The sequence below is a fragment of the Amycolatopsis pretoriensis genome (assembly GCF_900107925.1).
GTDB lineage: Bacteria > Actinomycetota > Actinomycetes > Mycobacteriales > Pseudonocardiaceae > Amycolatopsis > Amycolatopsis pretoriensis.
In genome coordinates this window covers 804,051-823,368 of record NZ_FNUJ01000004.1, presented here as the reverse complement: position 1 = coordinate 823,368, position 19,318 = coordinate 804,051, and the positions used below count along the sequence as shown (strand labels likewise).

Sequence of the window (19,318 nt, the reverse complement as noted above, 5' to 3'; positions counted from 1 at the left end):
TCTGTTGCGCGGACCACACGCCCACGCGGTGGCGACACGGTAACAAAGCGCACCGGGTCGGTCACCGCCGGGTCGGTGCGGCTCAGCGCGAGATCGGGGTCGAGTCGCGGCCGGCGATGAACGCGGGTCGCGGCGCGCTCGCCGCGAACGGCTCCTGCAACGCGTTCTCCACGCTGTTGAACACCAGGAAGATGTTCGAGCGCGGGTACGGGGTGATGTTGTTGCCGGAGCCGTGCATGATGTTCGAGTCGAACCACAACGCCGAGCCCGCCTGGCCGGTGAACTGGTCGATGCCGTGCTCGGCCGCCATCTTCGTGATGTCGTCCTCGCTCGGCACGCCCACCCGCTGGTCCTTGAGCGAGCTCTTGTAGTTCGCCTCCGGCGTCTCGCCGGCGCACTGGACGAACGTCCGGTGCGAGCCCGGCATGATCATCAGGCCGCCGTTGAACGGGTAATTGTCGGTCAGCGCGATGGAGCAGCTGACCGCGCGCGGGGACGGCATGCCGTCCTCCGCGTGCCAGGTTTCGAAGTCCGAGTGCCAGTAGAACCCCGTGCCCTTGAACCCGGGCATGTAGTTGACGCGGCTCTGGTGGACGTACACCTCGGAGCCGAGCAGCTGCCGGGCCCGGTCCAGCACGCGCGGGTCGCGCACCAGTTCGGCGATCAGGGCGGAGATCTCGTGGACGTCGAAGATCGACCGGACCTCACCGGTCTTCGCCTCGGTGATCACGCGCTCGTCCCTGGCCAGCTCGGCGTCGGAGGACAGCCGCACCAGCTCCTGCCAGTACGTCTGCACCTCCCCGACGGACAGCAGGTCGTCGACCACGGTGTAACCCTTGGTCTCGTGGTTCGCCAGCGTCGCGGCGTCGATCGGGCCGTCGGCTTCGGTACCCCACACGGTGGGGTGCACGCGCGGCAGATGCGCCGGTGTACCGGTGATCCGGGTCGGGTAACCGTCGTCGACCCGGGTGTCCGTCAGCGTCACGGGCTTCGCCTCCTGTTTCCTCTCCGGTTCTTATTCGGTGATCAGCGGGTACACGCCGTTCTCGTCGTGGACCTCGCGGCCGGTCACCGGCGGGTTGAACACGCACACGCACTTGATCTCGGTCTTCGGGCGGACCTGGTGCTTGTCGTGGTCGTTGAGCAGGTACAGCGTGCCGGGCTTGAGCTGGTGCACCTCACCGGTCGCGAGGTCTTCGATCTCGCCCTCGCCGGAGGTGATGAACACCGCCTCGATGTGGTTCGCGTACCAGAAGTCGTTGACCGTCCCCGCGTACAGCGTGGTCTCGTGCACCGAGAAGCCGACGCCCTCCTTGGCGAGGATGATCCGCTTGCTCCGCCAGTTCTCGGTCTTGATGTCGGCGTCGGTGTCGGTGATCTCGTCGAGTGTGCGGACGAGCACGGGCGATCTCCTTTACTTCTTCAGGACGGCCTTGATGGACTCGTCGATGATCGACAGGCCCTGCGTCAGTTCGTCGTCGGTCAGGGTCAGCGGCGGCAGCAGCTTCATGACTTCGCCGTCGGGGCCCGAGGTTTCCATCAGCAGGCCGCGCGCGAACGCTTCCGCGCAGACGCGGCCGGCCAGGTCGCCGTTCTGGAACTCGATACCGCGCGCGAGACCGCGGCCCTTGGCGAACAGTTCCGCCTCGGGGTAGGCCTCGACGATGCCGGAGAAGGCCGCGGCGATGCGCTCGCCCTTGGCCTTGGTCGACTTCTCGAGCTCGTCGTCGCTCCAGTAGACGTCGATCGCTTCCTTGGCGGTGACGAACGCCGGGCTGATGCCGCGGAACGTGCCGTTGTGCTCGCCCGGCTCCCAGACGTCGAGCTCCGGCTTGATCAGCGTCAGCGCCATCGGGATGCCGTAGCCGCCGATGGACTTCGAGAGGCAGACGATGTCCGGCTTGATCCCGGCGTCCTCGAAGCTGAAGAACGGCCCGGTGCGGCCGCAGCCCATCTGGACGTCGTCGAGGATCAGCAGGATGTTGTGGCGCTTGCAGAGGTCGTCGAGGCCCTTCAGCCACTCCAGGCGGGCGGCGTTGATGCCGCCCTCGCCCTGCACGCCCTCGACGATCACCGCGGCCGGCTCGTTGAGCCCGCTGCCGGAGTCTTCGAGGAGCTTCTCGAAGTACAGGAAGTCCGGCATCGCGCCGTCGAAGTACTTGTCGTACGGCATCGGGGTGGCGTGCACCAGCGGGACGCCGGCGCCGCCGCGCTTCATCGAGTTGCCGGTGACCGACAGCGCGCCCAGCGTCATGCCGTGGAACGCGTTGGTGAAGTTGATGACCGATTCCTTGCCGGTCACCTTGCGCGCCAGCTTCAGTGCGGCCTCGACGGCGTTCGCGCCGCCCGGACCCGGGAAGACGACCTTGTAGTTCAGGCCGCGCGGGTCGAGGATCTTGTCGCGGAAGGACTGCAGGAAGTCGCGCTTGGCCACGGTGAACATGTCCAGGGCGTGGGTGACGCCGTCGCGCTGGATGTAGTCGATCAGCGCCTGCTTCAGCTGCGGGTTGTTGTGCCCGTAGTTGAGCGCGCCGGCGCCGGCGAAGAAGTCGAGGTAGCCCTTGCCGCTTTCGTCGTACAGCCAGCTGCCCTGGGCGCGGTCGAACACGACCGGCCAGCCGCGGCTGTAGCTGCGGACCTCTGATTCGAGCTCTTCGAAGATGCTCATGACGTTTCTTTTCTCCTACTCGCCCGGATCATTGCGCGGCTTCAGCGGACCGATGCGGTAAAGCTCTTCCGGTAGGTGTTCACCGTCGCCGGGGAAATCCGTGCCGTCGAACAGCACGGTGGTTTCCACCGAGGCCTCCCAGCGCTTCGCGAAGGAGGTGAACAGCCGGATGGACGCTTCGTTGTCCGGGGTGATGGTGGTCTCGAGGTAACGCACGCCGGCGTCGACCAGGCGGTCGTACAGGGCGTCGAGCAGCTTCCCTGCCAGGCCCTTCCCGCGCTGGGACGCGTCGACCGCGACCTGCCAGACGAACCCGACCTCGGGTTCACCCGGTCTGCGGTAGCCGGTGACGAATCCGACCGCCTTGCCGTCTTCACGCGCGACGACCGAGGACTCGGCGAAATCGCGGCACCACAGCATGTATGCGTACGGCGAGTTGAGATCGAGCTTGGCGGAATCGCGCGCGATTCTCCACAGCTCCGCGCCGTCCGCCTTGGTCGGGGATTCGATCAAGTGCGTTACGGACATACTCAGGAAACGTAACAGAGAATTTTCCGCTCGCCAGCGACGCAGCTCACGACCCCCGTGATGACCTGCGGCGACGCGGAGTACCCGGTGAGCAGGCCCACAAACATGTTTGAATCCGGCGGTGCTTGGGCACACGCGCGCCTGGGCCGTTCGCGCGTGGCTCACGACCTATGCGCACGATGAACCTTCGGAGCCGTGATCGCAAGGCGACGGGCCGTGGCAAGCCCTCACGGTGTGCGTTCGGGAGCCGGTTCCGGTGCCGCCGCGGTCGCGTCCGGGGCGGTCACGGTGGCCGGGGTCGCCAGGACGACCGGCTCGGCCTTCGCCCCGCCCACGGGCACCGCCGGCCGGCGGTCACCGGGGCGGGCCCACCGCCACAGCGTGCCCAGCGGTGGCACGACCCACGGCAGCAGCAGGACGACCACGAAGACGACCCACCAGACCGGCGCGTCACCACGGCCCCAGCCCGCGACCACCGAGCCCAGCCAGCCGAAGAACGGCCGCGCGAGCACCGGCAAGAAGGGCGCCAGCAGCAGGCCGAGCACCGCCAGCAAGGCGAGCAGGTAGGCGAAGACCAGCGGCGACTTCTTCGACATCAGCAGCACGTTGACGACGACGAAGACCACCGCGCCGGCCAGCACGGGCAAGCCGATGAGGCCCACGACCACGCTGCCGTTGCCGCCCATCAGCAGCCCCGCGACCAGGGCCAGCGCCGCCGCGACGATGGTGCCCGGCGTCTTGAGCGCCATCGAGCCCTTGGTGATCCGCCAGGTGCTGCGGGCGGTGGCCCGCACGGCGGTGACCATCGACTTCGCGGCCTTCGGTGTCGACGGCGGCACCGTCGCGGCCGCCGCGTTGACCCCGGCCGCCGCCAGCTTGATCATGGTCTTGACCAGCAGGGGCGACCCCCGCTCGTCGGAGATCCGTTCGGCGGAGACGCGGCACGCCTGGAAGGTCTGCTGCGTCTGGCCGTCACCGTCGAGGGGCAGCTCCGGCTTGGCCAGCCCGCGGAAGACCTTCGACTTCTTGTCGCTGCCCTTCTCCTTGACGACGTCGTCTTCCGCGTGGCGGCACACGACCGGCAGCTCGGCCCGCGCGATCTCCAGCTGCCGTGCCCGGGCGAGCACGAGCGCGGTCACCGGCATGCTCGCGGGCTCCGCGGTGGCTGTTTCTTCGAGCGGCTCCAGCCGGGCATCGAGGCCCAGGAAGGCCAGCTCCTCGCCGAGCTGGCAGGTCAGCACGTCGACGTCGGCCTTTTCGAGGTTGTCGGCCTCCCGCGGCGGGCACCAGCCGATCGCCAGGAAGGTGGACCGCACCTCCTCGCGGAACGCGTCGCGCCCGGCGAGGTCCCGGAGGTTCCGCAGCCGGACCGGGTCGAGGAGCACCTGCATGAGCCAGCCGGCGCCGTCGATCCGGCCCCACATCCAGTCGTTGGCGCGCCAGGACGCCTTGTAGAAGGCGCCGAAGTAGCCCGCCTGCATGCCGGTCAGCTTGTCCCACGAGCGCCGGCGCGCCATGTCGAGCAACGATCGCGAGTCGGCGCTCACCTGCACGAGATCGGCCCGCTGGTCGACGGCCGGCGCCTCCGCCAGCAGCCCGCGGCCGGCGACGTGCAGGGCGAGCAGCCGCGCCCGCACGACGTCGTCGTCGGGTTCGCCGTCGAGCGCGAGCCAGTCCAGCAGCGTCCGCACGGTGTCGCTGTCGTCCGGACGCTCCTCGACCAGGCGCCGCAAGGCGGGTGCCGTGGTGCGCAGCGCCACGACGACGGCGGACCAGGCGTCGGCGAGCCCCGGCGTCTTGCCGAGCAGCGCCCATTCGCGGGCGAGCTCCCGGAGCCACGTCGCGAGCGTCTGGTCCGGTTCCGGCGCCGCGTGGGCCATGACCCACTGGTCCAGCTTCTCCTCGCGGGCGGAGTCCATCCGGGCGCGGTGCAGCTCGGCCCTGGCCTGGTTGAGGACCGCCGCGTCGGCCGCTTCGGGACCGAGGCGGAAGCCCGCGTTGATCAGCTGCAGCCCGGTGGCGACGGCGTCGGCGAGGGCCGACGTGCGGTACGGGACGAGCGCGGCCGAAGACATCCGGGTGGCCGGCGGCTCGATCGGCACCCCCTGCGCCAGCCCGGCCGCGACCGTCTGGCGCAGGGACACCGACATCCCGGTGAACCACTGCAGTTCCGGACTGTCCACACGGGACTGCGCGTACCGCCGCGCGGCGAGCTCGACCAGCTCGGCCGCGTCCGCCGCCGTCCGCCGTTCGAGGTAGGCCGCGGACAGCCGCTGGTCGATCAGGGACTCGGCGCCACCACGCAACCCGAGCCCGGCCAGGATGACCCGGGTGTCCCGGGTCCGCGTGACACCGGCGTTGTGCCGGGAAAGCTCCTCGAGCTCGGAACTGATGGACTGGCTCATCACCGCGGTGACGACCTTGCCCATGGTGTTGGTGAGCAGCGGGAAGTCCTTGGGGTCGCAGGGGTGCGCCTCGGCTTCCCGTTCCCCGGTGGGCACGACGTACAGCAGCAGCCGCCGGACGTCGGCGGCGGCCGGCCGGGCGAAGATCTCCTGCAGGGCCGGGCGGAGCGGCTTGTTGAGCAGCACCCCGCCGTCGGTGACCCAGTGCGAGCGGGTGAGGGCGGTGTACGGGCCCATGTCCGGGTGCTGCTCGTCCGCCTGGTCCGCACCGACGGGCACCCGGGACAGCTCGAACGCGCCCGGGTAGGAGGCGGTGGACCGGGCGGCGAGGGCGAGCGGCGCGACCACCTTCGCCGTGCGCCACTGGTCACCGTGGAACCGGAAGAGCATGCGGTGTTCGGTGTCCCGGACCAGGTTGCCCAGCGCGTCTTCGTAGCGGGTGCTCTCCCCGTCGATCATGGTGCCGGTGAGCAGCACGGTGAGGTCGGCCGCGCCCGCCGCGGCCGGCTGCCCGCCCCGCACGATCTGCTCGAGCGCGCCCCGGACGCCGTCGAGCAGGACCCGGTCGCCGTCGAGCAGCGACCGCGGGTCGGGCTCGGCGGGGTCGCGGGTCAGGTTGTCCAGCGAGCCGGTCGAGATCCAGGTGTCGCGCAGGCATTCGGGGGTGGAGCCGAAGGCTTCGGCGAGCCCGAGGCAGGCGGCGTTGACGCCCCCGGCGCTCGTCCCGGTCAGGACGTCGACGGAGAGGTCGGCCCGGAGCAGCCCGGTCAGCTTCCGGTAGAGGCCGGCGGGCGCGCTGCCCCGGGCCTCGCGCAGCAGCTGGGACGTCTCGCTCGCGACGCCGCCCATCCAGACGGCGAGGCTGGCGCCGCCGACCATGGTCATCGCGAGCCGGATCTCCTGCCGGGGCAGTGCGTCCGCCTGCGTCTCCGCCGTCTCGGTCATGGGCTCCCCCGCCCGGTCGTCGTCCTGACGCAGAGTAGAGGCGCGAGGTGAGCACTGGGATACGTCCGGGTGTACGGCCGTTCGGGTGGAGTTCCTCGCCCGTCCGGGCTCAGGCCGCCAAGTGCTCCAGCAACAGGACCTGGCCCTCACCGACCGCGAACCCCAGCACCGCGCCGGTGGCGATCAGAATCCACTCGTCCTGCTCGAAAGCCGGCCGGAGCAACCGCTCGAACTCCCGCGGTGACAGTTCCTTCATCTTCGACACCAGCACGTTCCGGATGTCCATCGCGTCCGCCGCGTAGTCCTCGATGTACCGCATCGTCTCCGGCAACCGGGACATGATCTGCGACGCGATCGCCAGCTTCACGTCCTGGTACTTGCGCGAACCCACCGCGAACACCAGCAACGGCTTCGCCACGCTCCCGAGTTCCCGGTCCAGCTGACGCTGGATCAACGCCAGCACCCGGTCCGACAACGGCCCGTGCAGGATGGCCTCGATGACGTTGTGCGGGGTGATGATCTCCTTCGCGATCAACGACCCGTACGCCTCCGCGACCTCCGCGCGCCGCTTCAGGAACAGCCCCTGCCACTCGACTCCGAAATACCGGCGCGGCTCGATCGGGTAGAAGATCATCCGCAACGCCAGCCAGTCCGTGAACCAGCCGGTGAACAAACCGAAGATCGGCATGATCGGCGGGAACTTGAACAGCACCCACGCCACCATCTGGATCACGCCGATCGCGCCGCCGAAGACCAGGCCGGAGCGCGCGATGAACTTGAACTCCTTCGCGCCCGCCTCCTGGAAGATGCGGTTCAGCAGGCGCTTGTCCTTGACCAGGCTGGTGACCACCATGCCCTTCAGGTCGAAGACACTGTCCACATCGGACTTGATGAGGTCGAGCACCGCCGCGACCATGCGCGGCGACTCGTGCTGGACGCGCTCGATCACCAGGCGCTGCACCCGCACCGGCAGCGATTCCCACAGCCCCGGCTGGTAGTGCCCGGCCACCTCGCGGACGATGTCCTCGACCCCCGCCAGCAGCGGTTTCTCGATCTCCTGCGCGATCCGGGACGCGTCCAGCCGCGCCACGACCTCGGCCGGCTTGATCAGCTGCTCGGTCATCGTGTCGCACGCGATGCTCGCCATTCGCGCCGCGCGCTTGGGCACGATGCCCTGCCAGCCCAGGAACGGCTTGACGCCGATGAACTCCACCGGCTGGAACATCATCCGGATGGCGACGAGCTTGGTGCCGTAGCCGATCAGCGCGGCCACGATCGGGATCGAGACGTAGAGGGGCCAGTGCTGCGCGAAGTCGGCGAGGATGCCGCTGAGGAAGGCCCCCATCCGGCTAGGCGAAGCTCGGGTCGCAGGCCTGCCAGAACTGCGCACCCAGGCGCGAAATGTGGATCGTCCGCCGGACGTACTTCGCGCGCTTGACGTGCTTTTCCGCGTCGCGCACGGTTTCGTCGGTCAGCAGGATCTCGTACTGCGTCTCCAGCGACGGCACCTCTTCGTCGAGGTCGACGAGGCCCAGCCCGATCAGCCGCGTCACATACCCGGGCACCTGGTCGGGCAGCGACACCCCGGCCGCCTTGCCGACCGTCGACGCGTTGCGCAGCGCGACCCGGCCCGTGCCGCCGATGCCGGTCCGCTCGACGACGTCGATCGCGGGGAACGGCGAGCCGTCCGACAGCGCGGAGAGGATGCGCGCCTCGTCGGGCGTCAGCTGGCGCAGGATGATCGCGTAGAAGTATTCGCGGGCGCGGTCCCGCCCGAAGCCGATGGAGTGGTTGAGCAGCTCGGCCATCGCGGCGCGCAACGGCTCGACGTGGTTGTCGCGCGCGGGCACGAGCGTCACGGACGCTTCGACCTTGCCGGGCACCGCCGGGCGGTTCATCGCCGACGCCGCCGTCAGGGCCGCGTGGTACGGGTCGTCGACCTCGTCGAGCCGGCGGCGCAGCTCGGCCAGCAGCTGGCGCTCGACCTGCCGCACCCCGCGTTCGGCAGTCTCGACGCCGGGGAGCTTGCGGCCCAGCGCGAAGCCGGTGCGCGCGGCCCAGCCGGCCAGCTGCCCGGCGCGGCGCGCGAGGTCGGCCACCTCGTCGCCGGTGCCCCGGCCGTTCGGTCGCTCTGCGTTCACCAGGCCACTCCCCTCTGCGTACGCGGCTGATGCTACCTGTGGGTAGGCCGAACGGCGGTGTTTGGATGCACACATGAGTCCGACGCGCTGGGGTCCGCCGATCGACGTCCTCCCGTACTTTTCGAAAGAGGAACAGGCGCTGATGACGCTGCTCGGCGCGCTGACCGACGAAGACTGGACGCGCCCGACGATGTGCGCGGGCTGGTCGGTCAAGGACGTCGCCGCCCACCTGCTGGGCGACAAGGTCGGCCGGCTGTCCCGCGGCCGCGACGGGCACTCCTCAGATGCCCCCCGTCCGGGTGAGGCCTTCCCGCGGTTCATCGACCGGATCAACGAGGAGTGGGTCGTCGCGTGCCGCCGGCTTTCGACGGACGTGCTGCTCACGATGATGTACGAGTTCATGGGCCAGACCACCGAGTACTGGGCGAAGCTCGACCTCGGCGCCCTCGGCATACCGGTGAGCTGGGCCGGCGACGAACCGGCGCCGCGCTGGCTCGACGCGGCCCGCGACTATTCGGAGTTCTGGGTCCACCACGTGCAGATTCGCGAGGCCCTGGAACACACCCCGCTCGAAGCCGAGTACGCCGAGCCGATCGCCGACACGTTCGTCCGCGCACTGCCGCACACCCTGCGCGAAGTCGACGCCCGCGTCGGCAAGCAGGTCGGCTACACGGTCACCGGCGCCGGCAAGTGGCACGCCCGCCGCGAGCGCGACGGCTGGACGCTCGACCGCGGCGCCCCGCCGTCACGCACCCCGCTGGCCACGGTGACGACGGACCTGGACACGTTCTGGCGCCTCTGCACGAAGAACACCGCCGACGTCGGCCGCGTCCGCACGACCGGCGACGAAAACGTTTGCGCACAGGTCCTGACGATGACGTCGATCATCGTCTGAAGCGGAGCTTTCCCTATGAAAGCTCCCACCGGAGGGGCGGAGCTTTTATAGGGAAAGTGACACCTAGCGGCGGCGGGCCTGCTTCCGCAGCTGCAGGATCCGGGCGCCGCCGATCAGCGCGACCAGCACCGCGCCGCCGATCGCGGAGAACAACATCGCGATGGCCAGCGGCAGGCTGCCGTCCGCGCCGAAGAAGTGCACGGTCACCGAGTCCAGGTTCTGCAGGATGAAGATCAGCAGCACGATCAGCACGACCAGGCCGGCGATGACCGCGACCCAGGTGCCGCTGATCCGCGTCGGGCGCGCCTTCTTGGTGGCCGCGGGCCTGCTCGGCGCCGGACGCACCGGCGTGACCTCCTCGGCGCCGGGCCGGACGTCGCCCGCCCGCAGCTCCGCGGGTTCGAGCGCGCCCTCGGGCACGTCGTTCTCGCCCAGCTGGTGACGGCCGGGACCGTCGTTGCCGGGCAGGTCGTGACTGGTGGGGCCGGTGGGGCGGTCGGCCGCGCCCCCGCGCGCGTGCGTCATGTCCTCAGTGTCCGTCCGGTGCGCGGGGAGCGCCGTGCCAAACCCCCTAACGGGCGAAGCCGTCGACCTCCCGGAGTACGCGGAGCGTGTTCTTCCCGGCCAGTTTCGCGCAGTCTTCCTCACTCCACCCGCGCTCGAGCAGCGCCGCGAACAACACCGGGTACTTGGACGTGTCCTCCAGCCCCTCCGGCAGCGAGCCGACGCCGTCGTAGTCGCCGCCGAGGCCGATGTGGTCGACGCCGGCGACCTCGCGGGCGTGCTCGACGTGCGCGACGACGTCCTCGACGGTGGCCTTCGGCTTGGCCGGCCCGTCCCACTCCTTCACGAACTGCCCGCGCAGGGTCAGGTTGCGGTAGTCCTGGCCCGCGTCGGCCATGGCCGCCTTCAGCTCCTGGTCCCACGCGGTGACCTTCGGTGAGATGAACGCCGGCACGAACGTCGTCATCGCGACGCCGCCGTTGCCGGGCAGCAGCGCCAGGACGTCGTCCGGGATGTTGCGCGGGTGGTCGTTCACCGCGAGGCACGACGAGTGGCTGAAAATCACCGGCACCGAGCTGACCTCGATCGCCGCGCGCATGGTCGACGGCGCGACGTGCGAGAGGTCGACCATCATGCCGATCTTGTTCATCTCGCGCACGACGTCGCGGCCGAATTCGGTGAGCCCGCCGTGGACCGGCTCGTCGGTGCCCGAGTCGGCCCAGGTGGTGTTGTAGTTGTGCGTCAGCGTCATGTAGCGGACGCCGAGGCGGCGCAGGATCCGCAGCACGCCGAGCGACTCGGCGATGCTGTGCCCGCCTTCGGCGCCGAGCAGCGACGCGATCCGGCCGTCGGCGAACGCGGCCTCGGCCTCGTCCGCGGTGTCGACCAGCCGCAGCCGGTCGGGGTAGCGCTCGGCCAGCTGGTGCACGACCTCGATCTGCTCCAGCACCGCCGTCACGGCGCTGTGGCCCTCGAACTCGCACGGCACGTACACCGACCAGAACTGCATGCCGAGCTTCCCGTCGGCGAGCTTCGGGAAGTCGGTGTGCAACGCGGGCTGCCGGACGGTCAGGTCGAGCGACGCGGCCGCCTCGACCGGGTTCGGGCCGCCGTGCATCCGCAGTTCCCAGGGCAGGTCGTTGTGCCCGTCGGCGAGGATGACGGCGTCCAGCAGTTTCGTAGCACGCTGTAGTGCCTCGTTAGTCATCGCCCGATCGTAGGGCGCGCCGGTATACGCTCCGTACAAACGTCAGGTCATGATCCACTTCGCGGCCGCGCGGACGCCGTCGAGCGTGATCTGGTGCCCGCCGGGGTGGCGCTGCGTGACGACGTCGGCACCGCGCTCCCGCAGCAGCCGGACCAGCTCCTCGGTGGACGCCAGCGGCGCCATCGGGTCGCGTTCGCCGTTGACCAGGAAGACCCGCGTCGCGCTCAAGTCGTGCGACGGCGGCTGCGGGACCGGCGACATCGCGGCGAACAACGCGGCCTCGCGGACGACCTCCGGCCGCAGCAGCGTCACCGCGGCGGCGATGTTGGCACCGTTCGAAAACCCGACGGCGACCAGCCGCCGGTCGCCGAGGCCGTACTTCTCGCGGGCTTCGACGACGAAGTCCGCGAGCTCGTTCGCGCGCTTGACGACGTCCTCGTGGTCGAAGACGCCCTCGGCGAGCCGCCGGAACCAGCGCGCGGCGCCGTGCTCGGACACCGGGCCGGCCGGGGCCAGCACGGCGGAGTCCGGGCTCAGCTCGCGCGCCAGGCCGAGCAGGTCGTCGGGGCTGCCGCCGGTGCCGTGCAGCAGGAGCAGCAGCGGCGCGTCCGGCGAGCCCTCGACGTACTTGTGCTCCAGCGTCATGACAGCTCCGGGTTGTTCTCGGCGGGGAGGTCGAGCTTGGGCAGCATGTGCTGGATCTCTTCGCGGCGCGGCTCCAGCCACGGCGGCAGCTTGAGCGCGCGGCCCAGCTCCAGCAGCGGCTCGTCGATGGCGAAGCCCGGTTCGTCGGTCGCGACCTCCAGGAGCGTGCCGCCCGGCTCGCGGAAGTAGATCGAGCGGAAGTACTGGCGGTCCAGGATGGACGTGACGTGCACACCCTGGTCGACGAGCTCTTCGCGCCAGGTCTTCTGGGTCTCTTCGTCCGGCGCGCGCCAGGCGACGTGGTGCACGGTGCCGGCGGCGACCAGGCCACGCGGCGCGTCCGGCGTCACGAGGACGTCGACCAGCGCGCCCGGGCCACCGTCACCGGCGGCGAAGCGCAGGCGGTTGCTGTCCTGGTTGGCGAAGGAGAGGCCGAGACCGTCGGTGAGCATGCCGGCCGTGGCGTCCTCTTTGGTCACCGAGAGTGTCACCGAGTGCAGCCCGCGGATGGCGTGCTCGGCCGGGACCAGCTCGGTGTCCCAGGGGTCGCGCGGGTCGCCCTGCGGGTGCGCGACCAGGGCGAGCCGCAGGCCGTCGGGATCGCGGAACGTGATCGTTTCTTCGTTGTCGGCGTTGCGGACCTGACCGGTTTCGATGCGGTTCGCGGCGAGGTGCTGCTTCCACCAGCCCAGCGACGCTTCGGGGATGGAGAACGACGTGGTCGTCGCCTGGCCGGTGCCGTGGCGGCCGCTCGGCGCGTCGGGCCACGGGAAGAACGTCATCAGCGAGCCCGGCTTACCCGAGCTGTCGCCGTAGTAGAGGTGGTAGGTGCCCGGGTCGTCGAAGTTCACGGTGGTCTTCACCAGCCGCAGGCCCAGGGTCCGCAGGTAGAAGTCGGCGTTGCGCTGCGGGGCGCCGCCGATCGCGGTGACGTGGTGCAGGCCGGACGTCTTGATCGACATGGTTGCCTCCTCTTCGTAAGGTAACCGCAGAACCTCTCGCTCGCAAGATATATTCCGTACAGACTTTCGGGTAGGCTGACGCGGTGGATCCGAAGACCGACGACGACGAGATCGTCACGTGGTGGGGCCTGGTCATCGAGGGTTACCTGGCCACGCAGGACAAGCTGATGGGCGAGATCGCCGACCGCCTCGGCCTCGCGCCGGCGTCGTTCGACATCCTGCTGCGCCTGGTCCGCTCGCCGGAGCACCGGATGCCGATGACCAAGCTGGCCACCGAGGCGGCGCTGTCGAGCGGCGGCTTCACGAAGGTGGCCGACCGCCTGGTCGCGGCGGACCTGATCTGCCGCGTCCCGAGCCCGGACGACCGCCGCGTCACGTTCGCGGCGCTGACCGACCACGGCTTGGACATGGCGAACAAGGCCCGCTCGGCGGCGGCGGAGATCCTGCGGCGCATTGTCCTGGCTCCGCTGGGTGACGACGCGCAGCCACTCGCGGAAGCGATGCGGACACTGCGCGCATTCAACGCCTGACGTTGAAAAAGGCTCGCTGGTCAGCGGTTTTCGCAGCGCGCACGATGGACACATGCTCACCGAATCGACGATCACGACGATGCTCCCGGTGACCGACAGCGAACGCGCCGGCCACTTTTACGCGAACTCCCTGGGCCTGAAGCAGACGGGGAAGGGCGAAGACGGAACGCTGTACTTCGCGGCGGGCGCGGGCGCCATCGGGCTCCGGACCATGCCGGCGGGTGCGCAGAGCGAGAACACGGCGTTGAGCTTCGAGGTTTCGGATCTACCGGCCGAAGTCAGAACCTTGGAGGACCGCGGGGTGCGGTTCCAGGACTTCGAGCTGGAAGGCCTGAAGACCGTCGACCACATCGCCGAGCTGGGCGGTGAGCGGGCCGCGTGGTTCACCGACTCGGAGGGCAATGTGCTTTGCCTGCACCAGGTCCTAGGCTAGGCCAGGCATCAGCTTGACCGCGTTGCCCGACAGCACCCCGGTCAAGACGTCCTCCGGCAGGCCCAGCCCGATCAACGTCCGCACGTTGGCCGCCACGCTCGGCACGCCGGGCCAGTCCGTCCCGAAGATGAACTTGCCCGCCAACCGGGCCAGGTCGAACCGCTGGTAGTACTCCGGCAGCTTCTTCGGCGGCAACCCGGCCAAGTCGAGCCACACGTTCTCGCGCGCCAAAGCCAAGAACGCCGCCACGTCGTACCACCACCCGCGTCCGCCGTGGGCGAAGACGAACTGCACCGACGGGAAGTCCTCGACCACATCGGACATCAGCTCGGGATTCCCGAAACTGGTCCGGGACCCCGGGAAGCTCGACGTTCCCGAATGGAGGATCACCGGCACCCCGCGCTCGGCGCACAACGCGTAGACCGGGTACAACTCTTTGTCCGCCGGCGAAAACGCGCCGTGCACGGGGTGGATCTTCAGCGCCACCGCGCCCAGGTCCAGCTGCCGCGCCACTTCCGCCGCCGGCGGGTGGTGCACGTACGGGTTGACGTTCGCCACGAGCCGGAACCGCGCCGGGTTGTGCTCGACCAGCGGCAGGTTGTCCTCAATGGACTGGATGCCCGTCGCCCGTGGGCTGTACTCGCAGAACAACAGCACCCGGTCGACGCCTTCGGACTCCATCAGCTCGTCCATCGCAGACGGAATCACCGACCCGTCGGCGGAATACACCGAACGCCACGGGTAAGACCCCGCGAAGTCGTGCGCCCACTGCAGCCACGCGGGTTTGAGCGTCGGCAGGCGCGGTGCGTGGACGTGCGCGTCGACCACGAAGTACCCGTCGATCACGGTCTGGGCACCACCCGCAGCACGTCGCGGACCTGCTCGCGGATCACGTTGCGGCGGATCTTCCCGGTCGCCGTCTTCGGCAGTTCCGCCAGTTCGACCACTCCCCGCGGGCGCTTGAACGCCGCGAGACCCTCGCGGCAGAACTCGATCAGCTCGTCCGGGTCCACGGTAACCCCGGGGGCGGCCACCACGCACGCCACCGGCTTGTCGAGCCCGTCGGCGTCCGGCGCGGCGACGACCGCGACCTCCGCCACCGCCGGGTGCTGCCGCAGCCGTTCCTCCACTTCGGACGGTGACACCCAGATCCCGCCGGCCTTCAGCATGTCGCCGAACCGGCCCAGGCAGGTGAACGTGCCGTCCTCGTTGCGCACGTAGCTGTCGCCGGTCCGCAGCCACTCGCCCTGGAACACGAGCTTCGTCGCGTCGTAACGCGCCCAGTAGCCGGTCGCCGTCGACGGCCCGGCCACGAACAGCTCGCCCGGCTTGCCCGCGGCGTCGATCACCGCGCCGGCCTCGTCGCGGATCTGCAGGGAATACCCCGGCACCGCGACGCCGGTGGTGCCCGGCCGCACCGCGCCGGGCCGGTTGGACAGGAAGATGTGCAACGCTTCGGTCGACCCGATGCCGTCCAGGATCTCCAGGCCGAAGCGGGCGCGGAACCGTTCGAAGAGTGACGCGGGCAGCGGCTCGCCCGCCGAAACCGCGTGGCGCACCGAGGCGAACGAGTCGTCCGGGACGTCGCTGGCGAGCAGTGCCGCGTAGAACGTCGGGACGGCGAAGAACAACGACGGCTGCTCTTCACGCGCGCGTCTCGCGAACAACGCCGGGGTCGGCCGCGAAGGTTCGAGCAGCGTCGTCCCGCCCGCGCCCAGCGGGAAGAAGCACGAATTCCCCAGCCCGTAGGCGAAGAAGAGCTTCGGCACGGACAGAAACCGGTCGACCGGGGTCGTCGCCAGCACCCCGCGCGCGTACGTCTCGCACACCGCGCGAATGCTCGCGTGCCGGTGCATCGCACCCTTCGGCTGCCCCGTCGTCCCCGACGTGTACAGCCACAACGCGGGCGAGTCCGCCCAGGTCCGTCCACTGTGGAACGTTCCGGCGAGCGCCGGCCACTGGTGCGTCCGGACCCCGAAGCCGTCGCCGTCGGACCGGTCGAGCAGGACGTCGGTGACCTCGGGCGCGAGACCCACCGCCGTCACGGCCTGCTCGGCGAATTCGCCGGACACGCACAGCAGGCGCGCCCGCGAGTCGGCCAGCATCTTGCCCAGTTCGAGGCCGGTGACCATGGTCGACACCGGCACGGCGACCGCGCCGGCGAGCATCGCGCCGAGGATGCCGGTGAGCAGCTCGACGTCGTCGACCATGCAGAACATGACGCGCTCTTCGGGCCGCACGCCGAGCTCGAGGAGACCGCCCGCGACGCGGCGGGACTCCTCGGCCAGCTCGCCGTAGGTGAGCGACCGCCGGGGCGACACGACCGCGGTCGCGTCCGGGTGCCCGGCGGAAAGCAGGTACTCCGCGGCGTTGAACGCTGTCGCCACCAGACCTCCTACGTGAGGTGCACGTACTCGTAGTCGAAGGGCTTCCCGTTGATGCCCTGCCGCGGCGGGGCCACCCAGCTCGCGATCTTCCCCCGCTCGTACACCGGGTGCATCAGCGAGCGGACGAACGCGAGGTCCTCGGTGGTGGGCAGCCACTTGCGTTTGCCGGCCTCCCAGGTCGCCTCGTCGACGATGGTCCCGTCGGGAGTGACGTGGTGGCCGGAGTTTATGCCGACTTCGCGGTTGAAGCCAGGGTGCGGCAAGCGGAACGTGTGGTCGATGCCGGCCTCGGCGAGGATCTTGTTCCAGCGGTTGACGCCGGTCTGGCAGTCGGCCACGTACTCGCTGCGCAGGTCGAGGTTGAGCAACAGGATCGCCTGCAGCTCCTCGGACGTCCACGTGCCGTCGGCGGCCGGCTTCTCCAGCCTGCGGGCGTCGTCGGTGAGCTTGTGGTCGTCCTTGCGGCGGGTCTCCTGCCAGCGGCCCTTCAGCCCGGCGGTGTAGTAGTTCGCCGCGTTCGTCGACGTCTCGCTGCCGAACAGGTCGAGCGAGACGGTGTAGTGGAAGTTGATGTACTTCTGGATGAGGTCCAGGGGGATGCCGCCGTGCGGGCCGATGTCGAGCGTGTCGTGCTCGCGGATCAGCTCGGCGCTGCGGATCACCACGCGGTCGACGCCGGTGGTGCCGACCATCATGTGGTGCGCCTCCTCCTTCAGCATGAACTCGCAGGTGCGCGAGAGCGGGTCGAAGGAGGACTCCTTGAGCGTGCCGAGCTGGTACTTCCCGTCGCGGTCGGTGAAGTAGGTGAACATGTAGAACGCCAGCCAGTCGGCGGTTTCCTCGTTGAACGCGCCCAGGATGCGCGGCGCGTCGGGGCTACCCGAGTTGCGCAGCAGCAGCCCTTCGGCCTCGTCGCGGCCTTCGCGGCCGAAGTAGGCGTGCAGCAGGTACACCATCGCCCACAGGTGCCGGCCCTCTTCGACGTTGACCTGGAACAGGTTGCGCAGGTCGTAGAGGCTCGGCGCGGTCAGGCCGAGGAGCTTCTGCTGCTCGACGGACGCGGGTTCGGTGTCGCCCTGGATGACGATCAGCCGCTGCAGGTCGGCGCGGTATTCGCCGGGCACCTGCTGCCAGACCGGCTCGCCCTGGTGCTCCCCGAAGGCGATCCGCCGGTCCGGGTCGCGCTCGGCGAGGAAGATGCCCCAGCGGTAGTCGGGCACGTTGACGTGGTCGAAGTGCGCCCAGCCCTCGCGGCCGACGCTGACGGCGGTGCGCAGGTAGACGCCCTGGGTCTCCAGCGTCGGGCCCATCTCGCCCCACCAGTGCATGAACTTCGGCTGCCAGCCCTCCAGCGCCCGCTGCAGGCGCCGGTCCTCGGAGAGGTTGACGTTGTTCGGGATCTTGGCGTCGTAGTCGATCTTCTCGGGCATCTGCGCTAGACCCGCTTCCTGTCGAAGACGGCCTTCTGACCGGTACCGTATCGGCGCAGCGCGCCTTCCGGCCCGGACGCGTTCGGCCGGGTGAAAATCCAGTTCTGCCAAGCCGCCAGCCGGCCGAAGATCTTGGTCTCGATGGTCTCGGGACCGACGAACCGGTGGTTGGCCTCCATCCCGGTGAGGGCGTCCGGGGAGAGCGACGCCCGGCCTTCGAGCGCGATCCGGATCTCGTCCTCCCAGTCGAGGTCGTCCGGGGCGTCGGTGACCAGGCCGAGTTCGACGGCTTCGGCCGCGCTCAGCTCGTGGTCCTTTTCGCGCGCGAGCCAGGCGAGGTGGTCGTCGTCGCCGTAGAAGCGCGTCTGCAACCTCGTGAGCCCGTTGCCCATCGGGAACGGGCCGAAGTTGGCTTCGGACAACCTGATCGTGGCTCGCTCTTCGGAATCCTCGTCGTCGATCGGCGGGCCGTCGAGGATGTACTGGCGGTCCGCGGCCAGCGCGAGTTCGAGCAGCGACCCGGCGAAGCAGCTGCCGGGCTCGATCAGCGCGATCAGCGTGCGGCTGGTGACGTCGAGCCGCTTGAGCGTGCGCTTGAAGTAGTGCGTGATCTCGTTGCCCAGCCAGTCCTTCGCGCCGAGGACGGCCTGTTCGTGCGCGAGCACCTTCTCCGGGTCGCCTTGCGTTTTCAGGATCCAGGTGCCGGCTTCGACCTCGTTGGTGCGCAGCCGCAGGATCGTGTCGTCCAGCTCGCGGGTCATGGCGAGGAACCAGCCGTTCGCGCCTTCTTCGCGCAGGTCACCCGGATCGTTTTCGGGACCCTTGATGGTGATGGTCGCCTGGTCTTTGACTACTTCTATGTCGACATAGCGATGTTCCAGCGGTGTCAGCTCGATGCCGCCCTCACCGGTCCGGTCGGACTCGCGCGCGATCTCCCGCGCGCGCTTCGCCACGGCGTCACGGAACCCCTGGCGGGGCACCAGTTCGTCGACCAGCCGCCAGTCGACCGCCGTCTTGCCCTTGACGCCGTCCGGGCGCGTCGCGAAGACGTCGGCGAGGTCCCGGCGCACGCGTCGCTTGTCGACGACCCGGGTCAGGCCGCCGGTGCCGGGCAGGACGCCGAGCAGCGGCACCTCCGGCAGCGCGACCGTCGAGGAGTTGTCGTCGATCAGCAGGATCTTGTCGCAGGCCAGCGCGATCTCGTAGCCACCGCCGGCGCAGGTGCCGTTCACCGCGGCGACGTACGTCTGGCCGGAGTGCGCGGTGGCGTCCTCCATGCCGTTGCGGGTCTCGTTGGTGAACTTGCAGAAGTTCACCTTCCAGTGGTGCTCGGACGCGGCGAGCATCCGGATGTTCGCGCCGGCGCAGAAGACCTTGTCCTTCGCGCTGGTCACCACCACCACGCGGACCTCGGGGTGCTCGAACCGCAGCCGCTGGGTGGCGTCGTACAGCTCGATGTCGACCCCGAGGTCGTAGGAGTTGAGCTTGAGCTCGTAGCCCTCGACGAGCCCGCCCTGCTCGTCGACGTCCAGCTCCAGCCAGGCCACCTCCCCGTCGAGCTGGAGGCGCCAGTGGCGGTACTCGTCCGGACGGCGGTCGAAGGTCACCGGTGTGGTGGTGGTCACTCACCCGATTGTC

Annotated in this window: 18 protein-coding genes; 3 read left to right on the top strand and 15 right to left on the bottom strand. The window is 69.6% G+C overall.

Annotation, left to right across the window (positions count from 1 at the left end; translation table 11 throughout):
* Positions 1-82: 82 nt before the first annotated feature.
* From thpD to BLV96_RS21520, 7 genes are all read right to left on the bottom strand, one after another.
* Positions 83-985, bottom strand: a complete 903-nt coding sequence (gene thpD / locus BLV96_RS21550; protein ID WP_086678857.1) for an ectoine hydroxylase — start codon at positions 983-985, stop codon at positions 83-85.
* Between the two features lie 30 nt (positions 986-1,015).
* A complete protein-coding gene (locus BLV96_RS21545) occupies positions 1,016-1,402 on the bottom strand; it encodes an ectoine synthase (RefSeq protein WP_086678856.1) in 387 nt (128 codons plus the stop codon).
* A 12-nt stretch (positions 1,403-1,414) separates the two neighbouring features.
* Positions 1,415-2,668, bottom strand: coding sequence for a diaminobutyrate--2-oxoglutarate transaminase (gene ectB, locus BLV96_RS21540; RefSeq protein WP_086678855.1), 1,254 nt, complete (start codon positions 2,666-2,668; stop codon positions 1,415-1,417).
* A 15-nt stretch (positions 2,669-2,683) separates the two neighbouring features.
* Complete coding sequence (gene ectA, locus BLV96_RS21535; RefSeq protein ID WP_341866095.1) at positions 2,684-3,241, bottom strand: diaminobutyrate acetyltransferase; 558 nt, start codon at positions 3,239-3,241, stop codon at positions 2,684-2,686.
* Positions 3,242-3,423: 182 nt separating this feature from the next.
* Entirely contained in the window at positions 3,424-6,546 is a 3,123-nt protein-coding gene (locus tag BLV96_RS21530) for a patatin-like protein (RefSeq protein ID WP_086678854.1), read from the bottom strand.
* A 109-nt stretch (positions 6,547-6,655) separates the two neighbouring features.
* Positions 6,656-7,891 (bottom strand): DUF445 domain-containing protein, encoded by a 1,236-nt coding sequence (locus BLV96_RS21525; protein ID WP_086678853.1) that lies wholly within the window; start codon positions 7,889-7,891, stop codon positions 6,656-6,658.
* A gap of 4 nt (positions 7,892-7,895) precedes the next feature.
* On the bottom strand, positions 7,896-8,687 hold the full coding sequence (locus BLV96_RS21520; RefSeq protein WP_086678852.1) for an Abi-alpha family protein: 792 nt from the start codon (positions 8,685-8,687) through the stop codon (positions 7,896-7,898).
* 73 nt (positions 8,688-8,760) lie between these two features.
* Between BLV96_RS21520 and BLV96_RS21515 the strand changes: the two genes are divergently transcribed.
* Entirely contained in the window at positions 8,761-9,582 is an 822-nt protein-coding gene (locus BLV96_RS21515) for a maleylpyruvate isomerase family mycothiol-dependent enzyme (protein ID WP_086678851.1), read from the top strand.
* A gap of 63 nt (positions 9,583-9,645) precedes the next feature.
* On the opposite strand, the gene BLV96_RS21510 is transcribed toward BLV96_RS21515, so the two are convergent.
* The 4 genes from BLV96_RS21510 to BLV96_RS21495 are packed head-to-tail and all read right to left on the bottom strand — an operon-like array spanning position 9,646 to position 12,900.
* Positions 9,646-10,107, bottom strand: a complete 462-nt coding sequence (locus BLV96_RS21510) for a LapA family protein (protein ID WP_086678850.1) — start codon at positions 10,105-10,107, stop codon at positions 9,646-9,648.
* A gap of 46 nt (positions 10,108-10,153) precedes the next feature.
* Positions 10,154-11,293 (bottom strand): dipeptidase, encoded by a 1,140-nt coding sequence (locus BLV96_RS21505; protein ID WP_086678849.1) that lies wholly within the window; start codon positions 11,291-11,293, stop codon positions 10,154-10,156.
* A 42-nt stretch (positions 11,294-11,335) separates the two neighbouring features.
* Positions 11,336-11,938: an alpha/beta hydrolase gene (locus tag BLV96_RS21500; RefSeq protein ID WP_086678848.1), complete on the bottom strand. Its 603-nt coding sequence runs from the start codon at positions 11,936-11,938 to the stop codon at positions 11,336-11,338.
* Entirely contained in the window at positions 11,935-12,900 is a 966-nt protein-coding gene (locus tag BLV96_RS21495; protein WP_086678847.1) for a ring-cleaving dioxygenase, read from the bottom strand. Before BLV96_RS21495 ends, BLV96_RS21500 begins: the two co-directional genes overlap by 4 nt.
* Positions 12,901-12,983: 83 nt before the next feature.
* Here BLV96_RS21495 and BLV96_RS21490 point away from each other — a divergent pair, with 83 nt between their 5' ends.
* On the top strand, positions 12,984-13,430 hold the full coding sequence (locus tag BLV96_RS21490) for a MarR family winged helix-turn-helix transcriptional regulator (RefSeq protein WP_086678846.1): 447 nt from the start codon (positions 12,984-12,986) through the stop codon (positions 13,428-13,430).
* Positions 13,431-13,482: 52 nt separating this feature from the next.
* Complete coding sequence (locus BLV96_RS21485) at positions 13,483-13,863, top strand: VOC family protein (RefSeq protein WP_086678845.1); 381 nt, start codon at positions 13,483-13,485, stop codon at positions 13,861-13,863.
* Here BLV96_RS21485 and BLV96_RS21480 read toward each other — a convergent pair.
* The 4 genes from BLV96_RS21480 to boxC are packed head-to-tail and all read right to left on the bottom strand — an operon-like array spanning position 13,855 to position 19,305.
* A complete protein-coding gene (locus tag BLV96_RS21480; RefSeq protein WP_086678844.1) occupies positions 13,855-14,709 on the bottom strand; it encodes an amidohydrolase family protein in 855 nt (284 codons plus the stop codon). The two genes, BLV96_RS21485 and BLV96_RS21480, sit on opposite strands and share 9 nt — an antisense overlap.
* Positions 14,706-16,250, bottom strand: coding sequence for a benzoate-CoA ligase family protein (locus BLV96_RS21475; RefSeq protein ID WP_086678843.1), 1,545 nt, complete (start codon positions 16,248-16,250; stop codon positions 14,706-14,708). The genes BLV96_RS21480 and BLV96_RS21475 overlap by 4 nt, the downstream gene beginning before the upstream one ends.
* 8 nt (positions 16,251-16,258) lie before the next feature.
* Positions 16,259-17,680, bottom strand: a complete 1,422-nt coding sequence (gene boxB, locus BLV96_RS21470) for a benzoyl-CoA 2,3-epoxidase subunit BoxB (RefSeq protein WP_086678842.1) — start codon at positions 17,678-17,680, stop codon at positions 16,259-16,261.
* A 5-nt stretch (positions 17,681-17,685) separates the two neighbouring features.
* On the bottom strand, positions 17,686-19,305 hold the full coding sequence (gene boxC / locus BLV96_RS21465; protein ID WP_086678841.1) for a 2,3-epoxybenzoyl-CoA dihydrolase: 1,620 nt from the start codon (positions 19,303-19,305) through the stop codon (positions 17,686-17,688).
* Positions 19,306-19,318 lie beyond the last annotated feature (13 nt).